This is a genomic window from Erwinia pyrifoliae DSM 12163 (assembly GCF_000026985.1).
Lineage (GTDB): Bacteria > Pseudomonadota > Gammaproteobacteria > Enterobacterales > Enterobacteriaceae > Erwinia > Erwinia pyrifoliae.
Window position 1 is genome coordinate 2,410,127 of record NC_017390.1, and the last position, 20,060, is coordinate 2,430,186.

Annotated in this window: 20 protein-coding genes and 1 pseudogene; 13 read left to right on the forward strand and 8 right to left on the reverse strand. The window is 54.0% G+C overall.

Annotation, left to right across the window (positions count from 1 at the left end; all coding sequences use genetic code 11):
* The first annotated feature begins 16 nt into the window (after positions 1 to 16).
* The 3 genes from flgA (at position 17) to flgN (ending at position 1,528) form a co-directional block, all read left to right on the forward strand.
* A complete protein-coding gene (gene flgA / locus EPYR_RS10880; RefSeq protein WP_012668456.1) occupies positions 17 to 685 on the forward strand; it encodes a flagellar basal body P-ring formation chaperone FlgA in 669 nt (222 codons plus the stop codon).
* Positions 686 to 792: 107 nt separating this feature from the next.
* Positions 793 to 1,092 (forward strand): flagellar biosynthesis anti-sigma factor FlgM, encoded by a 300-nt coding sequence (gene flgM / locus EPYR_RS10885; protein WP_012668457.1) that lies wholly within the window; start codon positions 793 to 795, stop codon positions 1,090 to 1,092.
* 4 nt (positions 1,093 to 1,096) lie between these two features.
* The gene (flgN, locus tag EPYR_RS10890) at positions 1,097 to 1,528 is read left to right on the forward strand and encodes a flagellar export chaperone FlgN (RefSeq protein WP_012668458.1); all 432 of its coding nucleotides are present in this window, start codon (positions 1,097 to 1,099) and stop codon (positions 1,526 to 1,528) included.
* 59 nt (positions 1,529 to 1,587) lie between these two features.
* Here the strand turns inward: flgN and murJ are convergent, their stop codons facing one another.
* The 3 genes from murJ to rimJ form a co-directional block, all read right to left on the reverse strand.
* Positions 1,588 to 3,126 (reverse strand): murein biosynthesis integral membrane protein MurJ, encoded by a 1,539-nt coding sequence (murJ, locus tag EPYR_RS10895; RefSeq protein ID WP_012668459.1) that lies wholly within the window; start codon positions 3,124 to 3,126, stop codon positions 1,588 to 1,590.
* 647 nt (positions 3,127 to 3,773) lie between these two features.
* Positions 3,774 to 4,430 carry a DUF480 domain-containing protein gene (locus tag EPYR_RS10905; protein ID WP_012668461.1) on the reverse strand — a complete coding sequence of 219 codons (657 nt, stop codon included), beginning with the start codon at positions 4,428 to 4,430 and terminating at the stop codon, positions 3,774 to 3,776.
* Positions 4,431 to 4,437: 7 nt separating this feature from the next.
* Positions 4,438 to 5,031 carry a ribosomal protein S5-alanine N-acetyltransferase gene (gene rimJ, locus EPYR_RS10910; RefSeq protein WP_012668462.1) on the reverse strand — a complete coding sequence of 198 codons (594 nt, stop codon included), beginning with the start codon at positions 5,029 to 5,031 and terminating at the stop codon, positions 4,438 to 4,440.
* Between the two features lie 280 nt (positions 5,032 to 5,311).
* On the opposite strand from rimJ, the gene grxB reads away from it, so the two are divergent.
* The 6 genes from grxB to solA all read left to right on the forward strand — a co-directional run bounded on the left by grxB (position 5,312) and on the right by solA (position 10,153).
* A complete protein-coding gene (gene grxB / locus EPYR_RS10915) occupies positions 5,312 to 5,959 on the forward strand; it encodes a glutaredoxin 2 (RefSeq protein WP_012668464.1) in 648 nt (215 codons plus the stop codon).
* Positions 5,960 to 6,102: 143 nt separating this feature from the next.
* Positions 6,103 to 6,666: a lipoprotein gene (locus EPYR_RS10920; RefSeq protein ID WP_012668465.1), complete on the forward strand. Its 564-nt coding sequence runs from the start codon at positions 6,103 to 6,105 to the stop codon at positions 6,664 to 6,666.
* A 126-nt stretch (positions 6,667 to 6,792) separates the two neighbouring features.
* The gene (gene pyrC, locus EPYR_RS10925; protein WP_012668466.1) at positions 6,793 to 7,845 is read left to right on the forward strand and encodes a dihydroorotase; all 1,053 of its coding nucleotides are present in this window, start codon (positions 6,793 to 6,795) and stop codon (positions 7,843 to 7,845) included.
* Between the two features lie 68 nt (positions 7,846 to 7,913).
* On the forward strand, positions 7,914 to 8,159 hold the full coding sequence (gene dinI / locus EPYR_RS10930; protein WP_012668467.1) for a DNA damage-inducible protein I: 246 nt from the start codon (positions 7,914 to 7,916) through the stop codon (positions 8,157 to 8,159).
* Between the two features lie 508 nt (positions 8,160 to 8,667).
* The gene (gene bssS / locus EPYR_RS10935; protein ID WP_012668468.1) at positions 8,668 to 8,922 is read left to right on the forward strand and encodes a biofilm formation regulator BssS; all 255 of its coding nucleotides are present in this window, start codon (positions 8,668 to 8,670) and stop codon (positions 8,920 to 8,922) included.
* 106 nt (positions 8,923 to 9,028) lie between these two features.
* A complete protein-coding gene (gene solA / locus EPYR_RS10940; protein WP_012668469.1) occupies positions 9,029 to 10,153 on the forward strand; it encodes an N-methyl-L-tryptophan oxidase in 1,125 nt (374 codons plus the stop codon).
* 100 nt (positions 10,154 to 10,253) lie between these two features.
* On the opposite strand, the pseudogene EPYR_RS10945 reads toward solA, so the two are convergent.
* Positions 10,254 to 10,799 (reverse strand): annotated as a pseudogene (locus EPYR_RS10945) (MFS transporter); the annotation flags it as partial.
* Between the two features lie 580 nt (positions 10,800 to 11,379).
* On the opposite strand from EPYR_RS10945, the gene EPYR_RS10950 reads away from it, so the two are divergent.
* Together EPYR_RS10950 and EPYR_RS10955 are read left to right on the forward strand one after the other, a co-directional pair.
* A complete protein-coding gene (locus tag EPYR_RS10950) occupies positions 11,380 to 11,934 on the forward strand; it encodes a cytochrome b (protein WP_012668471.1) in 555 nt (184 codons plus the stop codon).
* Positions 11,935 to 11,957: 23 nt separating this feature from the next.
* The gene (locus EPYR_RS10955; protein WP_162013510.1) at positions 11,958 to 12,530 is read left to right on the forward strand and encodes a YceI family protein; all 573 of its coding nucleotides are present in this window, start codon (positions 11,958 to 11,960) and stop codon (positions 12,528 to 12,530) included.
* Between the two features lie 50 nt (positions 12,531 to 12,580).
* Here EPYR_RS10955 and trhO read toward each other — a convergent pair whose 3' ends face one another.
* Complete coding sequence (gene trhO, locus EPYR_RS10960) at positions 12,581 to 13,633, reverse strand: oxygen-dependent tRNA uridine(34) hydroxylase TrhO (RefSeq protein ID WP_012668473.1); 1,053 nt, start codon at positions 13,631 to 13,633, stop codon at positions 12,581 to 12,583.
* A 208-nt stretch (positions 13,634 to 13,841) separates the two neighbouring features.
* Here trhO and EPYR_RS10965 point away from each other — a divergent pair, with 208 nt between their 5' ends.
* Positions 13,842 to 14,762 carry a Kdo(2)-lipid IV(A) acyltransferase gene (locus EPYR_RS10965; RefSeq protein ID WP_012668474.1) on the forward strand — a complete coding sequence of 307 codons (921 nt, stop codon included), beginning with the start codon at positions 13,842 to 13,844 and terminating at the stop codon, positions 14,760 to 14,762.
* 183 nt (positions 14,763 to 14,945) lie between these two features.
* Complete coding sequence (locus EPYR_RS10970; protein ID WP_012668475.1) at positions 14,946 to 15,344, forward strand: MysB family protein; 399 nt, start codon at positions 14,946 to 14,948, stop codon at positions 15,342 to 15,344.
* Positions 15,345 to 15,357: 13 nt separating this feature from the next.
* Here EPYR_RS10970 and EPYR_RS10975 read toward each other — a convergent pair whose 3' ends face one another.
* The 3 genes from EPYR_RS10975 to EPYR_RS10985 all read right to left on the reverse strand — a co-directional run bounded on the left by EPYR_RS10975 (position 15,358) and on the right by EPYR_RS10985 (position 19,851).
* On the reverse strand, positions 15,358 to 15,588 hold the full coding sequence (locus EPYR_RS10975) for a YceK/YidQ family lipoprotein (RefSeq protein ID WP_012668476.1): 231 nt from the start codon (positions 15,586 to 15,588) through the stop codon (positions 15,358 to 15,360).
* Positions 15,589 to 15,746: 158 nt separating this feature from the next.
* Positions 15,747 to 18,305 carry a glucans biosynthesis glucosyltransferase MdoH gene (mdoH, locus tag EPYR_RS10980; protein WP_012668477.1) on the reverse strand — a complete coding sequence of 853 codons (2,559 nt, stop codon included), beginning with the start codon at positions 18,303 to 18,305 and terminating at the stop codon, positions 15,747 to 15,749.
* The gene (locus tag EPYR_RS10985; protein ID WP_012668478.1) at positions 18,298 to 19,851 is read right to left on the reverse strand and encodes a glucan biosynthesis protein G; all 1,554 of its coding nucleotides are present in this window, start codon (positions 19,849 to 19,851) and stop codon (positions 18,298 to 18,300) included. Before EPYR_RS10985 ends, mdoH begins: the two co-directional genes overlap by 8 nt.
* Between the last annotated feature and the right edge of the window lie 209 nt (positions 19,852 to 20,060).

Sequence of the window (20,060 nt, forward strand, 5' to 3'; positions counted from 1 at the left end):
TTAACAGGTATTCGTGATGGCAAGATTTACCCTGCTGCTGGCCGCCCTGATTTCCCTGCTTAGCGCTACCGCCAGCGCCGGTGATTTACCCGCGCAGCTCAGTCAGTTTTTCAAAAGCCGCTATGAACAAAACGGCACCAGCGCCGATAAGCTCAAGGTGGTGGTGAAAACGGCAAAAGACATGTGGCCAGCCTGTGACAACCCGCAATTCTCTCTGCCGGCGAATAGCCGCATGTGGGGCTATATCAGCGTGGCGGCTAACTGTGAGCACAACCGGCGCTATATTCAGGTGCAGCTGCAGGTAACCGGAAGCTATCTGATAGCCACCCGCCAGCTGTCACAGGGAGAGGTGATTAGCGCCAGCGATGTGCGCATTGAGCATGGCCGGCTGGACACCCTGCCGGCCCGCACGCTGCTACGTGCCGATGACGCCACGGGGGCTATCGCCCTGCGCGCTATCACGGCGGGCCAGCCGGTGACGATGATGATGATGCGCCAGCCCTGGCGCGTGAAGGCGGGTCAGACGGTGACTGTCTACGCCAGCGGTGAGGGTTTTACCATCAACAGCGAAGGTAAAGCGATGAACAATGCCGCCGCTATGCAGTCGGTGAGAGTAAGAATGAATTCGGGACAAATCGTGACCGGTAAGATCGATGCTGATGGGAATATTCTGATATCGCTATAAAACGCTAAAGAACACGCCAGTTCTGCCGATAGTGGAAGTAACACGCATAATATAATCAGAATAACGAACAGCAGGCATAGCGAATGCCTGAATCAGAGGAACCTGAAATGAGCATCGACAGAACCCAGCCCATGAAACCGGCCAGCAGCGTTCAACCGCGCGAAACCAATGACGCGACTCCGCCCAAAGCGCGTTCGGCCGAGAGCAAACCCTCTGTTGCCAGCGGCACCCAGGTGCTGTTAAGCGGTGCACAGTCCCAGTTATCAAAAGCCAGCTCACAGGACATCAACACCGTTCGCGTGGAAGAGCTTAGAACCGCCATTCGCAATGACGAACTGAAGATGGACAGCGGCAAAATTGCCGACGCGCTGATCCAGCAAGCCAAAGAAACACTGCAAGGTCATTAACAACATGGATAAGCTGCAGAATGCGCTTGATAAAATGCTGGAAGTGCTTTCTTCGCTGGCCGGGGTAATGAATGCTGAGCAAGAGCAGCTTTCGGCGGGTCAGATCAATAGCAGCTTATTACAGCGCATTACCGAAGATAAAAGTTCGCTGCTGGCAACGCTAAGCTTCCTTGAACAGATGCGCCGGGATGCGGAAAAGAACGCCGGACTGTACGAGCCTTACAGCCGCCATCCTGAACTGGCGCAGCGCTGGACCGCGATTCAGGCCAACACGTTGAAGCTGCGCGATACCAACACGCACAACGGGATGCTGCTCAACCATCAAATCAAACATAACGAGCAGGCGTTGCAGGTACTCAAGCCGTATCATTCGCAAAAATTTTATGGCCCGGATGGCCAGGCGATAAGCGCCAGATCGGTGAGCCGTAAAGCCTGAGCGCCAGCCTGTTTCTGGTATCACTTCACCCCCGCTGCCGGCAGCGGGGTTTTTTCCGTTCAGATTTGGCTTCGGCGGGCAAAGTCGCGCGGGCGGAACCCTGATACGCCCAGTACGGCAAAATAGACGCCGCCGCCAACGGCGCACACCGCAGCCAGTCGCAGCAGGCGCGACAACATATTTCCGTTCGCCCAGTCCGGCATCAGATAAAGCATGCCCACCAGCGCGGCGGCCATCGCCAGCACGGCAGCCAGCAGGCGCAGCAGGAAGCTTAACCAGCCCGGCTGCGGCTGGAAGATGTCCTGCTTGCGCAGCTGCCAGTAAAGCAGCGCGGCGTTAAGACAGGCTGCCAGCCCGATGGACAACGCCAGCCCGGCATGTTTTAGCGGGCCAATAAACGCCAGGTTCATCACCTGGGTGGCCAACAGCGTAAAGAGGGCGATTTTCACCGGGGTTTTAATGTCCTGGCGGGAATAGAAGCCCGGCGCCAGCACCTTCACCACAATCAGCCCCATCAGACCGACCGAATAAGCCACCAGCGCTCGCTGGGTCATCGCCGCATCAAAGGCGGAGAATTTGCCGTACTGAAACAGGGCAACGGTGAGCGGCTTAGCCAGGATCCCCAGTGCCACCGCGCTCGGCAACGCCAGCAGGAAGCAGAGACGCAGCCCCCAGTCCATCAGCCGCGAATACTCAATCTGGTTACCGCTGGCAAAACTTTTTGCCAGCGACGGCAGCAGGATGGTGCCCAGCGCTACCCCCAGCACACCGGATGGAAACTCCATCAGCCGATCGGCGTAATACATCCACGACACCGAGCCGGAAACGAGGAAAGAGGCAAAAATCGTGTTGACGATCAGGGATATCTGGCTGACGGAGACGCCGAGGATGGCAGGCCCCATCTGACGCATCACGCGCCACACGCCGGCATCACGCAGATTCAGGCGCGGTAACACCAGCAGGCCAATCTTTTTCAAATGCGGCAGCTGATAGCCCAGTTGCAGCACGCCACCCGCCACCACCGCCCAGGCAAGCGCCATCACCGGTGGGTGAAAATGCGGTGCGGCAAACAGCGCGAAGCCAATCATGCTGACATTCAGCAATGTCGGCGCAAACGCCGGGACGGAAAAACGGTTCCAGGTGTTGAGGATGGCTCCCGCCAGTGATGCTAAAGAAATCAGCAGGATATAGGGAAACGTCACGCGCAGCAGCGCCGAAGTCAGCGCAAACTTGTCTGCGGTGTCGGTAAAGCCGGGCGCGGTGAGGGCGATCACCCAAGGGGCGGCAAGCATCCCCAGCACCGTGACTATCGCCAGTATCAACGTCAGCAGTCCGGAGACATAGGCGACAAAGACTTTCGTCGCTTCTTCTCCCTGCTTACTTTTATATTCGGCGAGGATCGGCACAAAGGCTTGGGAAAAAGCGCCTTCGGCAAAGATACGGCGCAGCAGATTAGGCAGTTTGAAGGCCACGAAAAAGGCATCGGTCGCCATGCCGGCACCAAATACGCGCGCCACAATCGCATCGCGGGCAAAGCCCAGCACGCGCGAAAACAGGGTCATGGAGCTGACCGCTGCCAGTGATTTCAACAGGTTCATGTGTTTCCTGATTTTGATATCCGGGAGTTCCGGCTTGCGGCAATCTCTGGCCAGAGTCGCCCGGCCAGTTCAAGGTGGGAATAGTCTACTGATATAGAACGAAATAACCACTGTCGATTGTTACACCCTTTGTCCGGGGGGAGGATGCAAGCCAATGTTGGCGTGGGTTAAGGCCCCGCGTATAACGCTAAACCCTGCACATGTTCAGCGTTATGCGCGGTTTTTTTTTGCGCAAGATGTCGACAACCCACGCTTATCCGGAACGCGCAACCGGCGTTATCGTCAATCAGGCCGCAGTGAAACAACACGGAATGGGGTTATGGGGAGAGCTATCGTTGTCCTGATGAGTGTGGTTTTCATCGCGGGTCTTATTCTGGTTGCCTGCTGGCCGTATGTGAGGATGGCGTTTGCCAGCAGCGCACATGATAGCGGGCTGGACTCAAACGATAGTTACCGCAACAGAGGCAGCGGCCGGGCTGAACGGGGGGATTATGCACACAGCCCAGCCCGGAGCGCCCTGCCTGAACGGAACCCTGAGTCAGCCGTGTTATGAGAATACGCGGCCTTTACCTCTTTTGACGCTGGATGAAAGTAGAGAAACGTAGCCTAAAAAAGGCAACATCCAATAATACCCACCCACATTGCGCTCATTGCGCCTCCCCGTTGTTCAGCAGCAGGGCGATCTGCCGTTGCAGCGTTGCCACCTGCTGTTCCAGCTGCGTCACGCGCCCTTCCAGCTCGCCCGTGTTATCATCCGCACGAAGACTGTCGGCACGCGGGTTCTCATCTACCTCCCCGCTCAACAGGTGCATATAGCGGCTTTCGCGCTTACCCGGTTCGCGTGCCAGACGCACCACCAGCGGGCCATGTTCATGTTGTGCCAGCCGCTCCAGCGTTTGCTCCACTTCAGACGTATCAGCGAAGTCATGCAGGCGCGCGCTGCGTATGCGTAGCTCTCCCGGCGTTTGCGCGCCACGCAGTAACAGAGTCGCGATCAGCGCCACCTCGGCGGCGCTGAACCTCAATTGACCAAACGTCGAATTACAGAAACGCTGTTCATATTTTACCACCCGGCTACCGCCAACATTCAGCGCCGTCAGCTGGTGTTTTTTCACCAGCATATCAAGGGTGTTCTGAACCTCGCCGTCGCTGAGCGACATCACCGGTTCGCGATTGGATTTTTGGTTGCAGGCGGTGGTCACGCCGTTCAGCGACATGGGGTACTGCTCCGGAGTTGTCACCTGTTTCTCTAACAGGCACCCGACCACCCGCGCCTCAACGGCGTTAAAAATCAGCTTATTCATTGTAGTGTTACGTTCCCCGCCGCTCCGGCATCCATTCGTTACAGGTCAATGCCGTCAGGACATGATCCTGCCAGCATCCGTCAATGAGTAAATAATTTTTGGCGTACCCTTCCTTTTCAAAACCGAGGCGTGCCAGTAGCGCTCCGCTGCGGTGATTATGCGGCATATAATTCGCCATGATACGGTGCATCCGCTGCTGACGCTGCATATAGCGGATAGCGCTTTGCAGCGCTTCAAACATCATTCCCTGGCCCTGCCATTTCTCTCCCAGCGAATAGCCGAGATAGCAGGCGTGGAACGAGCCGCGCACGATATTGCTGAAATTTGCCACGCCGCGCACCTCATTTTCCTGTGGATCCAACACGGCGAAATAGCACGCGTTACCCTGCTTGTGCATATCACCAATAAGCGCCAGACGAGTCTGCCAGCCCGACGGATAACAGTGGCTGTTGTCACGCACCGGTTCCCAGGGCTTAAGGAAAGCACGATTTTCGGCGTAGTAGTCAGCCAGTCGCCAGTCATCACGCTCATTGATCAAACGCACCACCAGGCGATCGGTCGCTAACCGCACTTTTGGCGCGTGGGTAAGATAGCCAAACATTTTTTCTCCTGAAATTTGTAACGGGTATCAACGTTATGCGCCGGAGCTGACCGGGGTTTATTCGCGCATCATTCCGCATATATCACTATAAACGCCATGCCGTGGAAGAGTGAAATGCGGCGAGATAATATTGCACGAAAAGTAGCGGAACATAGCAAACAAGCCAACACTTCGCCCCTCCGTTTGCCCTTCTGCCTGTTCGCCTCCATACTTATCAATGATATTCGGATGATTAATCAGCAACATCCCCTTCCAATAGTAAGGGTAAAAGGAGACAACGTTGAAACTCTATATTTATGAACATTGCCCGTTTTGCGTTAAAGCGCGTATGATCTTTGGCCTGAAAAATATTCCGCTGGAGCTGGTGGTGATGTTGAATGACGATGAAGCCACGCCACAGCGAATGATTGGTCAGAAAATGGCACCCATTTTGATGAAAGATGACGGCAGCTGTATGGCAGAAAGCCTTGATATCGTCCATTACGTTGATGCCCTCGACCACCAGCCGCTGCTCACCGGCAGTAGCAACGCGGCGATTGCCGACTGGCTGCGCCACATCGGGGGTTATGTCAACAAACTGTTGATTCCCCGCGTGGCGGAAGCGCCGTTTGCCGAGTTCGCCACTCCGCAAGCCCGTGGCTATTTCAAAAACAAAAAGCAGGGGGTTTACGGTGATTTTGCCGAACTGAAGGAACATTCACCCGGTTTAATCAAAAACGTTAACGATGACCTGCGCAAACTCGACAAGCTGATCATGCAACCGAATGCGGTCAACGGTGAACTATCGCTTGACGATATTCATCTGTTCCCACTGCTGCGTTCGCTGTCGCTGGTTGCCGGGATTGAATATCCTACACGGGTGGCCGATTACCGCGATAATATGGCTAAACAGACGCAAATCAACCTGCTTTCCTCCGTCGCATCCTGACGCTCACCGGCCGCCACCCGGCGGCCCCGCTCATCTGCGTTACGCATTATCCGGCGTTCTCCTGGTGACGAATGCGTCGCGTTGATGCATGCTATGTGCTGGTGCCCTCAGGATTGAGCGGTGAAATGAAACAGAGGAATATCGTGAAGAAACCCCTTTTTGCCATCAGTGCTTTACTGTTAGCGCTGTGGGTCAGCGGTTGTAACCAGATTGCCCAATACCGCATCAGTGAACAGGAAATTAACCAGGCGCTGGAAAAGCATAACCGCTATGAGAAAAATATCGGCGTTTCCGGGCTGGTCGATGCGCATATAACCCTGAGCAGTCTGCACAGCCAGATTGGTCGCGAAGAACCTGACCGGGTCACGTTGACCGGCAAGGCTAACGTCAGTATCAGCTCACTTTTCGGCCCGCAGCAGGCAGAAATGAACCTGACCATGAAAGCCCAACCGGTATTTAATCAGCAGGAAGGGGCTGTCTATCTGAAGGACATGGAACTGACCGATATCCAGGTTCAACCGGAAAAAATGCAGGGTGTGCTGAAAACCCTGACGCCTTACCTGAATCAATCGCTGAAAAGTTACTTTAACCAGAAGCCCGCCTGGGCGCTGAGCAGCGACCGCAGCAAAGCCGAGTCGCTGGCGAAACGCTTCGCCAAAGGACTGGAAGTTAAACCGGGTGAATTAGTGATTCCATTTACCGAGTGAAAACCGCCGGGTACGGCTTGACCGTACCTGTTCACCCGCGCATAAATTTGATGCAATTCCGGCGCGTTATCCCTATTCTTAGAACCCGGCTGAAACCTGCTTACTCTTATTGCCGGAGCATATGACATGAACATCCCCCCCCAACAACTGACTATACGTCGCCCTGACGACTGGCATATCCATCTGCGTGACGGAGAAATGCTGGAGGCGGTCGTCCCGTTTACCAGTGAGATTTGTGGCCGCGCCATTGTGATGCCTAATCTGGTACCGCCGATCGGCAGCGTAGCCGCCGCCCGCGCCTACCGCCAGCGTATCCTGGCAGCCGTACCTGCCGGCCACGCGTTCACCCCGCTGATGACCTGCTATCTGACCGATGGTATGGATCCGGATGAAATCGAAACCGGCTTTGCTGAAGGCGTTTTTAGCGCAGCCAAACTCTATCCGGCGCACGCCACGACTAACTCTGCCCACGGCGTCACCCGCATTGCCTCAATTGCTGCGGTGCTGGATCGGATGCAGAAAATCGGTATGCCGCTGTTAATCCACGGTGAAGTCACCGACGCGCAGATCGATATTTTTGACCGTGAAGCGCGTTTTATTGACACCGTGCTGCACCCGCTGCGCAAGCAATTCCCGCAGCTGAAGGTCGTTTGCGAGCATATCACCACTAAGGAAGCCGCGGCTTATGTGCTGGAAGGGAACGAATACCTTGCGGCCACCATTACGCCACAGCACCTGATGTTTAACCGTAATCATATGCTGGTTGGCGGTATTCGCCCGCATCTCTATTGCCTGCCGATTCTCAAACGGAATATTCACCAGCAGGCGCTGCGTGATGCCGCTGCCAGCGGTCATCCGCGTTTCTTCCTCGGTACCGACACCGCGCCTCATACACAAGATCGTAAGGAAACCAGCTGTGGCTGCGCTGGCGTATTTAACGCTCCGTCGATGCTGGCCGCCTACGCTACGGTATTCGAAGAAATGGGTGCACTGGGGCATTTTGCCGCCTTTTGCTCTGAAAACGGCCCGCGCTTCTACGGGCTGCCGCTCAATGACGGTGAGGTGACGCTGCTGCGTCAACCCTGGACGGTGCCGGCAAGCATTGCGGTCGGCAGTGATGGCCATCGCGTGGTGCCGTTCCTTGCCGGTGAAACGCTGAACTGGCGGGTAAGCATTTAACCTCTTAATAGTGATTGCCCCCAGAGGAATAACTGTATATATTTACAGTTATTCAACCGGAGGCTATCATGCGTATTGAAGTCACTGTAGCAAAAACCACTTCCCTGCCTGCCGGCGCTATTGATGCGCTTACGCTGGAGTTAACCAAACGGATTGATAGGCATTTCCCTGATGGCAGCAATACCATTTCGGTACGCTACGCCAGCGCCAATAACCTGACGGTGATGGGAGGAGGGAAAGACGCAAAGGATCAGATTACCCATATTTTACAGGAAACATGGGAGAGCGCAGACGACTGGTTTATGACAGATTAAAGGCCGTATTGCTAAAATTGTGTCAACTTTGCCGGAAACGCCTTCCGGCTTTTTTATGTCATTTTGTTGCTAAAACCGGGCAGTTAAAACGGCAGAAATAAATCGTTGACGGGACCGACAGGTTATCCAGCAGGTTTTCATCATGCTGTCAGTGATTCAACAGCGGCAGTCACATTGCTGGGATACCGTTTCAACCCGGACAAGCAGCCCCCGCTTTCCCTGACCGGATCGCCCATACCCTCTGATTCCCATCAGCAACGGATAGCCCGCCCAGTTCCAGTATCAGTTTAATCTGATAGTAACATCTGCATAATGCCGTTATTTATCATAAGAGGATGCGCTGATGTTTTATTTGCACCAGACGCAGCCGATAAATGCAGCGCTAACGTTAAATCCTGCGCGCGAATAGAACTGCTGTTATAATCAGTTGGCTCCAGGAAAAAAGCCGCATTGAACCTCGATAAAAATCACTTCGTTGTCATCATTCACGAGTAATAAGGGGGTTATAATGGACAGTAACAAAGATGTCATCCAGACACATCCCCTCATCGGGTGGGATATCAGTACCGTAGACAGCTATGATGCCATGATGATCCGTTTGCATTCGCTGTCTTCCAACCAACAGCAAACTGATGAAGCCGAAGTAGGCCAGACCTACTGGCTGACTACCGATGTTGCCAGGCAATTTATCTCTATTCTCGAAGCTGGCATTGCCAAAATAGAAGCCACCGACTACCAGGATCGTGACTACAAGAAGCATTAAATCAACCGATCCGGTTTCTCAAAGGCACCTCATAAAGGTGCCTTTTTCATGCCCGTGATAATTTGTTATTCTGCCTGAATTGCATCCATTACTAAGGTTGATATCAATGGTTTACGATTTGATTGTGGTTGGCAGCGGCTCCGTGGGCGCCGCCGCCGGATGGTACGCCACTCAGGCAGGGTTGAAAGTGCTGATGATAGATGCCCACCATCCGCCGCACCGTGAAGGCAGCCATCATGGTGAAAGCCGTCTGATACGTTACGCTTACGGCGAGGGGGCTGACTATGTGCCAATGATATTGCGCGCCCGTCAGCTTTGGCACCAGCTGGAGCAGGAGAGCGGTGAACGCGTTATGCAGCGCAGCGGCGTGCTCAACCTTGCGCCGCACCACTCAGAATTTATCCACAACGTGAAACGCACTGCGGAGCAATTCCAACTGGAAGTGCAAATCCTTGATGATGCCGGGATCGTGCAGCGCTGGCCGCAGTTCGCCGTACCAAAAGGCTACATCGGCGTGTTTGAACCCGCCGCTGGCTATCTGAAAGCAGAAATCGCGGTCAAAAGCTGGATCCGTATGGCGCAAGAGGCAGGATGCGCACAGCTGTTTAACTGCCCGGTTACCCATATCGAAACGCAGAACGGCCTGCAGACCGTGACCACGGCAGACGGCGTTTATCAGGCGAAAAAGCTTTTGCTCAGCGCCGGTACCTGGGTGAAAACGCTCTGCCCCCGGCTACCCATCAACCCGATGCGCAAAGTTTTTGCCTGGCACCAGGCGGACGGCCGCTACAGTGAAAACAATCAATTCCCGGCATTTGCCGTGCAGATGCCGGACGGCAATCACTATTACGGTTTTCCCGCCGATAACAACGCCATCAAGATGGGCAAGCATGAGGGCGGCCAGCCAATCGATTCGCCCGTCGGGCGTAAACCCTTCGGCAGCCTGGCGTCCGATGGCAGCGAACTGTTAACTTTTATACGCCAGTTTCTGCCGGGCGTGGGGGTTTGTCTGCGGGGCGAATCCTGTACCTACGATAACTCACCGGACGGCGATTTTATTATCGATACCTTGCCGGATGAACCTGACCGCATGGTGATAAGCGGGTTAAGCGGCCACGGTTTTAAATTCGCCAGCGTGCTGGGGGAGATTGCGGCGCAGTTTGCTCAGGAGAAACAGAGCGAATTTGATTTAACGCCATTTTCGCTGTCACGCTTTGCGCCAGATGCATAACCGGCCAAAGGCACAATGGCTCGTCCTCTGAGCCATTGTGCAGTGGGTCGCTCTTTATTCTGCCGCCGGAGCCGCTTTTTTACGGCGCATACGCAGCTTGACTTCCCATAAAGCCACGGCGTTCATCGGTTGAGTACTCGGCGATAAAGGTTGCCGCTCCGCCGTATTCGCCACCGGTTGAGAACCGCTGTAACAAACGTGCCAGCAGCAGCAGTACCGGTGCCATAATCCCTATCGAATGATACCCGGGAATAATCCCGATACAGAAGGTGCCAATCGACATCATCATCATGGTGATCGCCAGTACTTTCTGACGCCCAATGCGGTCACCAAGCGGCCCGACGACCAGTCCACCGACCGGGCGCACCAGGAACGCGGCGGCGAAGGCACCAAAAGTAGCCAGCAGCTGTGCCGCCGGGCTGCCGCCGGGGAAAAACACCTTGCCGATAGTGACGGCAAGATAGCTGTACACGCCGAAATCGAACCACTCCATCGCATTACCGAGCGCGGCGGCACCGACAGCGCGTTTCAGCATCGAGTTATCAACAATCGTGATGTCGTCAATGTGGAGTTCCTGGCTGGCCGGCTTGTTTTTGTTCCAGAAATGTTGTTTTTGAGGCTGCTGCCCCGCTGACGTATCGCCCATTAGCGCTCCCGATTGTTGCCACAGATAACTTTCCTCGCCCTGAAATGAGTGAAATAGTGGTCGGAGAAAGCGATAGCACAGCACATTAGCGTGTCATTAAAAGTAAATCTTATAATAGTGATTATTTACACACTCTAACCCAGGCAAGAAATCGCAAATATTTAAGATTTCCGCAGCGTTAGCTGAAACAATGAAAAATTACGATATTTCACATCGATGAAATCATCATTGACGAAACTTTCGCGACTCCATCGTAACCAGATTGCTGAAAACCATAAAATTGCATAACGATATCTGCTTCAATTCGTTGACAAATCAGAGCTTAAAAGTGACAGTCGCCGGTAAAGCGTGCAAAAAATCAGAAAAATAAAAATAACCCGCACGTCGGGCACAAACCCTTTCATAGTCAATACTGATTATCGTTACGACCGGTCTGTTTTCTGATTTTCTGTTCAAAAGAAAGAGAATTGGTCAAAATATTTCACGATGATAATAAATACCAAAAACTGCAAAGTTATTTGTTGATTTTGCCAGAAGTTATGGTCAGTCTTGTTTAAATTTATGACAGGCGGGTATTACTATGCAGTGGAAAAATAGCGTTTCACGTTATGGTGCATTCAGCATCGGTCTGCACTGGCTGGTGGCGGCCGTGGTCTATGCCATGTTTGCTCTCGGGCTGTGGATGGTCACGCAGGGCTATTATGACGAGTGGTATCACAAGGCGCCCGAGCTGCATAAAAGTATCGGCATGGTGCTGTTCGCCGTCATGCTGCTGCGCGTGATATGGCGTTTCCTTTCTCCCCCACCCAAACCGCTTGCCAGTTACAGTCCGGTGGTGCGTCACAGCGCAATGGCAGCCCATGTGCTGCTTTACGGCCTGCTGTTCGCCATTATGTTTAGCGGATATCTGATCTCTACGGCAGAGGGCAAACCTGTCGATGTATTTGGCGTACTGCCGGTGCCCGCCCTGTTTAGCGGGACGGGCGAACAGGCCGACCTGGCCGGCGACGTCCATCTCTGGCTGGCATGGAGCGTGGTGATCCTTTCCGCGCTGCACGGGCTGGCCGCACTGAAACACCATTTTATCGATCGCGACATCACGTTGAAAAGGATGCTGGGAACCCGCATCGACTAACCTCTCATAAGGAGAAAGCAATGCTGAAGAAAACGATTCTTGGCCTGACCACCGCCGCGCTATTCATGACGGCAGCCACCGCCAGCGCAGCCGAATATAAAATTGATAAGGAAGGGCAGCATGCATTTGTCCAGTTCCGTATCAAGCACCTGGGTTATAGCTGGCTGTACGGCAGCTTTAAGGATTTCGATGGCAGGTTCACGTTTGACGAAGCCGATACCGCCAAAGATAAGGTCAATGTCATTATCAATACCGCCAGCGTGGACACCAACCACGCGGAACGTGATAAGCATCTGCGCAGCGCCGAGTTCCTTAACGTCGCTAAATTCCCACAGGCGACCTATGTCTCTACCGGCGTGGTGAAGGAGGGTGATGGATTAACCGTTAACGGTAATCTGACGCTGAACGGCGTCACCAAACCGGTGAAACTGGCGGCGAAACTGATTGGCGAAGGCAAAGACCCGTGGGGGGGCTACCGCGCTGGCTTCGAGGCAAAAGGCACGATTGCGCTGAAAGCGTTCAACATCAAAACGGATTTAGGCCCGGCTTCGCAGGAAGTAGACCTGATTATTTCACTGGAAGGCGTGCGCCAGTAAAGGCCGGCCGTAGATCGTCTCGCCGGGAAGCATCCCGGCGAGATAGCGCATTACTCTTTCGCAGAAGGGATATGCATCGTTGTGCTCAGCAGGCCACGCGATTTATTGAAAATCTTGTTCCCGTTCTCACGTCCCGCCCGGCGGGCGCGCTGCTCTTCTGGCGGCAATGCCAGTTCTTCCATGCACAGCGGGCTACAGCAGTGATTAAACTTCGCCGCACAGGCCGGACACTGAATAAACAGCAGATGGCAACCGTCATTCAGACAGTTAACGTGGTTGTCACAGCTTTCACCACACTGGTGACAATGTGCAATAACCTCGTCGGAAATACGTTCGCCCATGCGTTCGTCAAAGACAAAGTTCTTTCCTTTAAAACGCACCGGCAAGCCCTGCTCGCGAGCACGGCGGGCGTATTCAATAATGCCGCCTTCAATGTGGTAAACATTGTCAAATCCGTTATGACGCATCCAGGCGCTGGCTTTTTCACAGCGGATCCCACCGGTGCAGTACATGACGATCTTCTTGTCTTTTTCCTGCTGCAGCATATCAACCGCCATCGGCAGCTGATCGCGGAAGGTATCAGCCGGGATTTCCAACGCCTTGTCAAAATGCCCCACTTCATATTCATAGTGGTTACGCATATCGACAAAAACTGCGTCGGGATCGTCCAGCATGGCATTCACTTCAGCCGCTTTCAGGTAGGCTCCAACATCGCTGGCATTAAAGCTCTCATCGGTGATCCCGTCCGCCACAATGCGCTCGCGGACTTTCAGGCGCAGTACCCAGAAGGATTTGCCATCATCGTCCAGCGCAATGTTCATGCGCAGATTGTCCAGCGCCGGATGAAAACCATACAGGGTGCTTTTCATCTGCTCATACTGGCTTGCCGGCACGCTGATCTGGGCGTTAATCCCTTCTGCCGCCACATAAACACGGCCAAAAACCTTCAGCCGGGTAAGCTCTATGTAGAGGGCATCCCGAAAGGCGCGCGGATCCTGGATAGTGAAATATTTATAGAAAGAGACGGTGGTGCGCGGCTCGGTTTCCGCAAGCATGCGCGCCTTTAACTCTTCATTGGAAACAAGGTTATGTAACACTGGCATGGTGTACTTTCCTGAATTCAAATAGGGTAAATTTTTTTGCGCGCCTATAATACATCAGTTAACGCGCCCTGTCCTCAGCCTTGAGATATCGCTACTAATGCATTAGCAGCAGATAATTTTAATTATATTGTTAATAATGGCACAATAGGCCATAACAAAACTTTTTTGAGCTTCACAATAGCTCCTTTTTTTGACGATCTGGAAACTCATGACTCAGCTGCCTCAATTTAGTCGTGCTTTGCTGCATCCCCGTTACTGGCTTACCTGGTTGGGTATGGCTCTGCTCTGGCTGATGGTTTTACTGCCTTATCCGGTGCTTTATTATATTGGCTGCGGATTGGGAAGACTCTCCATGCGTTTCCTTAAACGCCGTGTAGACGTTGCCCGGCGCAATCTTGAACTGTGCTTTCCACAGATGCCCGGTGCCGAGCGTGAAGCGCTGGTAAAGCGTAACTTTGAGTCGCTTGGCATGGGACTGATTGAAACCGGCATGGCCTGGTTCTGGCCGGACTGGCGCATTACAAAATGGTTCCGGGTTAGCGGGTTAGAACATATCAGCAAGGCCGCAGCCGACCAGAAAGGGGTACTGCTTATCGGTATGCATTTTCTGACGCTGGAACTGGGAGCACGTATTTTCGGCATTCATAATCCGGGTATTGGCGTATATCGTCCGAATGATAATGCGCTGATCGACTGGTTGCAGACGTGGGGACGTATGCGTTCCAATAAGAGCATGCTGGATCGCAAAGATTTAAAGGGGATGATCCGCGCATTGAAAAATGGCGATATTATTTGGTACGCGCCAGACCACGATTACGGGCCAAAAAGCAGCGTGTTTGTTCCGTTTTTCGCCGTTGACCAGGCGGCATCGACTAAAGGCAGCTACCTGCTTATCCGCAGCGGAAACCCGGCGGTGATCCCATTCGTGCCACGCCGGTTGCCAGAGGGTAAAGGCTACGAGATGGTGATCCTGCCTGAAGAGCAGAGCATTCCACTGGACGATGAAGCGGCTACGGCGGCGCGCATGAACAGTATTGTTGAACATGGCATACTGATGGCTCCCGATCAGTACATGTGGCTGCACCGCCGCTTTAAGACCCGTCCTGAAGGCCATCCAGCCCTGTACTGATTTGCATCAGGCCGGTTCTCCGGCCTGCCTCAAGGTTACGTCCGCACTGCGCTTGTTTCTTTTGCCACACCATCGCATTTAACATTCTGTGGTCTTCAAACAGATATTTTGTTGCCTCGCCCTTGCAACTTTACGTATAGCGACAACAATTACCCTTTAGTTATTCACACCACGGAGATAACGATGAACCTTTATGCCACGCTGGAAGAAGCCATTGATGCCGCACGCGAGGAGTACCTGGCTGCCAACCCGGAACAGGAAGAGGATGAAGCTTCAGTTAGCCAGTTCAACCTGCAAAAATACGTGATGCAGGATGGCGACATCATGTGGCAGGCCGAATTCCTCACCGACGAGGGCGACGAAGGTGAATGCCCGGCGTCGCGCAGCGGTGAAGCCGCACAGGCGATATTTGATGGCGACTTTGATGAGGTGGAGCTGCGTCGGGAGTGGCTGCCGGAAAACACCCTGCACGAATGGGACGACGGCGAATTCCAGCTGGAACCCCCTGGTGATAGCGAAGAGGGTAAGGCGGCAGCTGAAGAGTGGGAAGATGATAACAGCGAGTCTGATAACCTGCTCTGAACCGGCTGGCGAATTATTCGTATGGCCCGTGATGCGCATCCACCGGCAACAACAGCGTATCAACCACCAGCGATAGCGGCAGGTCAATAATAGCGATAAAACGCCACGGCTTGTCGCGCACATCCCACTGCACGCCGGGGTAATATTGGTTACCCTGCCCCTGTCCGGGTAGGGTTCTGCTGATAATGCTGCCACAGCCGCTCAATAACAGGATGCTAAACCCTGTTACCACTGCGCGTATCATCTTTGTCACCGCTTAGCCCCCAGATTTTCCGACATTAAAGCACGCTATTCTAGCGTCTGCTGGTGAATATGCCATCAGCGCAGGTGCAAAAAATAAATAAAAAAAGCCGGGACGTTTGTCCCGGCTGTCGCGTGCTGGCGCGATGGATCACCTCGGCGTTATTTCGCGTTGTTCAGCGCCAGCGGATTCAGTTTCAGCGTGTGGTAATAATCTGCCCAGTCATGGTACTTGTCGGCGTTCTGCCACAAACGATAATGCATGCGCGACAGCGTAACCGGATCGCTTAGCAACGCCAGGCGACTATCGCGATCCAGCTCAGCCGGCGACCCGCTCAACGCCTGCTCTACGCGCCGGTCGCGGGCGAAGTCAAGGATGTCACTGTGCAAGTGACGCGATGTTGCCATCGCGCTTGCCAGCGCGTTGAACGACGGATGGAATACGGCATGCATAAAGCCATCTTGCAGCGCGCGCTCGCGGTTAAGCTCCACGTAGCGGTCGGTGTCCAGCAGCTCTTGCGGCGGCTGGTACTCTTCCGGTATCAGGAACAGCTTGCCACGTTTAGATGCCTGACCAAGACTACGACGGCTGGACAAAACCGAAACAAACGGTGACAGGATCAGCGAGAAGACGATGGGTGACAGCCACCACAGGAAATTAAGATCCAGCCAGCCCATGCCACCAGCCCAGACCAGGCCAAGCAACATTTGCGAACCGTGGCGCTTAAACGCTTCGCCCCACGGCGTGGCATCATCATCACGCTGCGGTGAGTTCCATACCACTTCCCAGCCGAGGAATGCGCTAACCACAAAGACGGTGTGGAACAGCATACGTACCGGTGCCAACAGCACCGAGAACAGCATCTCCAGACACAGAGAAGTCAGTACGCGCAGCGCGCCGCCATAGGGTTTCGCCCCTTTGCACCAAACCAGTATGATGCTCAACAACTTCGGCAGGAACAGCAGAACCAGCGTGGTGGAGAACAGTGCGATGGCCAGTTCAGGCCGCCACTGCGGCCACACCGGAAACAGCTGGCGCGGTTGCAGGAAGTACTGCGGCTCCGTCAACGTGTGCACCACCTGCAAAGCGGTTGATAACGCCAGGAACATAAACCACAGCGGCGCAGACAGATAGGACATTACGCCGGTCAGGAATACCGCACGGTGAACCGGGTGCATACCTTTCACCAGGAACAGACGGAAGTTCATCAGGTTACCGTGGCACCAGCGGCGGTCACGCTTCAGCTCATCCAGCAGGTTTGGCGGCAGCTCCTCATAGGAGCCGGGCAAATCATAAGCGATCCACACGCCCCAGCCGGCACGACGCATCAGCGCGGCTTCGACAAAGTCGTGCGAGAGGATGGAACCGGCAAAGGAACCCTCACCCGGCAGCGGAGCCAGCGCGCAATGCTCTATAAACGGCTTAACGCGAATAATGGCGTTGTGGCCCCAGTAATGCGACTCACCCAACTGCCAGAAATGCAGACCGGCGGTAAACAGCGGCCCGTAGACGCGGGTAGCAAACTGCTGACAGCGTGCATACAGCGTGTCCATACCCGATGCCTTCGGCGATGACTGGATAATACCCGCATTCGGGTTGGCTTCCATCATGCGTACCAGGCCATTCAGGCAGCCGCCGCTCATGACGCTATCCGCATCCAGAACCACCATGTAGCTGTACTGGCTGCCCCAGCGGCGGCAGAAGTCATCGATGTTACCGGATTTACGCTTTACGCGGCGGCGGCGGCGGCGATAGAAAATGCGCCCTTCCCCGCCCACATCACGCACCAGTTCCATCCAGGCCTTTTGCTCGGCCATGACGATATCCGGGTTGTAACTGTCACTGAGAATATACACGTCATAGTTCGCCTGCTCACCGGTACGAACCACCGATTCCCAGGTGGCACGCAGGCCGGCAAACACACGCTCTACGTCTTCGTTACAGATTGGCATGATGAGCGCCGTGCGATGTTCCGGGTTAATCGGCTCATCGCCGCTGGTCAGGTAAGAAATACTGTATTTATCCTTACCGATCAGCAGCTGCAGGAAGCCCATCAGCGCCGTCCAGAACCCGGCAGACACCCAGCAAAACAGCACGGCGAACAGGAACAGGATCCCGGTCTGCAACACATAAGGCAGAATTTGCAGTACCGACTGCTGCCAGTTTTGGTTGATCATCTCCATCGGGTCGATGAGCGCCCAGCCCTGGTATGGCAGGATGGTCTTCATGTACCAGGTCGCCACCACCGTCTGAAAGAGGGTCAGAAACAGCAAGATGTAGCGACGAATAGAGCCAACGTGACGCCATTTATCCTCCCTCTTTTGCTCTTCTTTGCTGGCGTAGCGCGGGGTACTTTTACGCCCGCGTACTGCGTCCCACGCACGAGCCACCGGGTTAGTACGCCACTCTTCAGGATACATCGAAGAACGGGTGTGCTCCGGCATCGCTTTCAGCGTGGTTCGTTCCAGCGCATCCTGGTCGAACTGATGGCCCTTGTCGATCGATTCAGGCCAGCTCATTTCGATACGTGCTTTCACCGACTGCTGCGGCGCATCGTCGGCGCGCTTTTCGCCCGCAGCACGTTCAGCCAGCTGGTGATGCAGCTGGCTGAAGGTCTCTTCCGGGTTAGCCGGCAGCGCGTCACGCAGCGCCCCTTTTCTTTCAGGGGAAAGGGGCAGCGCATCAATATATTCAGCGGGTATTACGGTAGACTTATTCATTGGCAGGCAACTGATTGCTCCAGGTTTCCGTCAGCGTTTTGTCACCGTTTACCAGTGCAGCACGCATTTCCGTAGGTTGTTTGGCGTCTTTGATGCGCATACGCAGCACCAGACGCCAGCCTTGTGTTACCGGGTTATAGCGAACGCTGTTTTCCACCAGTTCACCATTATTACCAATGCTGACTTGTGGTGTCACCGGGGTGTTTTCAGGCAGTTTACTCATCTCCGGGCCAACGAAATCGACGACAAAGGCAACAGTGCCGTCCGGCTGACGTACCAGGTTGGACTGCTTAACATCCCCGATTGAACGCAGCGTGCTTTTCACGAACGCCGTTTCCGGTGAATGCAGCTGGCTCTCGTCACGGGTAAAGTGCAAACGATAGGCAAACTTCATCTCTTTACCCGGTTCAGGCAGGCTTTCCGGCGACCAGAATGCCACGATATTGTCGTTGGTTTCGTCAGCCGTGGGGATTTCAACCAGTTCAACGCGCCCTTTACCCCAATCGCCCTGCGGTTCTATCCAGCCGCTGGGGCGCAAGTCGTAACGGTCATCCAGATCCTGATAGTTATCGAAACCACGACCGCGTTGCAGCAGGCCGAAACCGCGTGGGTTCTCGACGGTGAAGGTACTGACCGCCAGATGTTTCGGATTATTCAGCGGACGCCAGATCCACTCGCCATTACCGGCATGAATCGACAGGCCGTTCGAATCATGCAGCGCCGGCCGGAAGTTGGTCTGCGGGGAAGGCTGATTAGCGCCGAACAGAAACATGCTGGTTAACGGCGCAACGCCCAGTTTTCCAACGTTATCGCGCAGATAAACCTTAGACTGCACGTCAACAGTGCTTTCCTGGCCCGGGGTAATCAGGAAGCGATACGCTCCGGTCGCGCGCGGCGAGTCAAGCAGCGCATAGATGACCAGATGGTTATCCTGCGGTTTAGGGCGCTCAATCCAGAACTGTTTGAAGCGCGGGAATTCTTCGCCAGAAGGCAGTGCGGTATCTATTGCCAGACCACGGGCGGAAAGTCCGTAAACCTGTCCGGCACCAATCACGCGGAAGTAGCTTGCACCAAGAAAACTGGTGATTTCATCTCTCTTGTCTTTGCTGTTCAACGGGTAAAGCACCTTGAAACCCGCAAAACCGAGGTTTTTCAGCGTATCCGCGTCGTGTTTGACGTTACCGAAGTTGAAGTATTCGGGAGAATATTTGATTTCGCGCACGCTGTTGGCAGTCACTTCATTGAGCCGTACCGGCGTATCGAAGTACATACCCTGATGGTAGAATTCAAGTTTGAAAGGGGTCTTCAGTTTGTTCCAGTAAGCTTTATCATGATTGAACTGGATTTGCTGGTAATCGGCGTATTTCATTTCACGCAGCTGTGATGGCAGATTGCTTTTGGGCGCTTCAAAGCCCTTCCCAGCTAAATCTTTCGCCTGTTTTGCCACATCATCAATGTTGAAAGCCCAACTGCTGTTGGCATACATTGAAAGTAAAACGGCGGCGCCAACCCAGCGCAATTGCAAGAGTTTTGGTTTATTGTTCATTTTAATTCGTACATCCCCCCCATTTCGGGTGCTTAAAACAATTAATTCATCTTAAAGGATAATCTGGCATTCCGACAGCATGAGCGCGTTTTTGTTCCGATAATCTGATTCGCTAAGCATACGATTCTCAAGCGTTTAACGGAAACAGATTCGGCTGATAGTATACGCTTATTCTTACGGTTAAAGTAAGCGGTAAGCTTTAGGCTGCT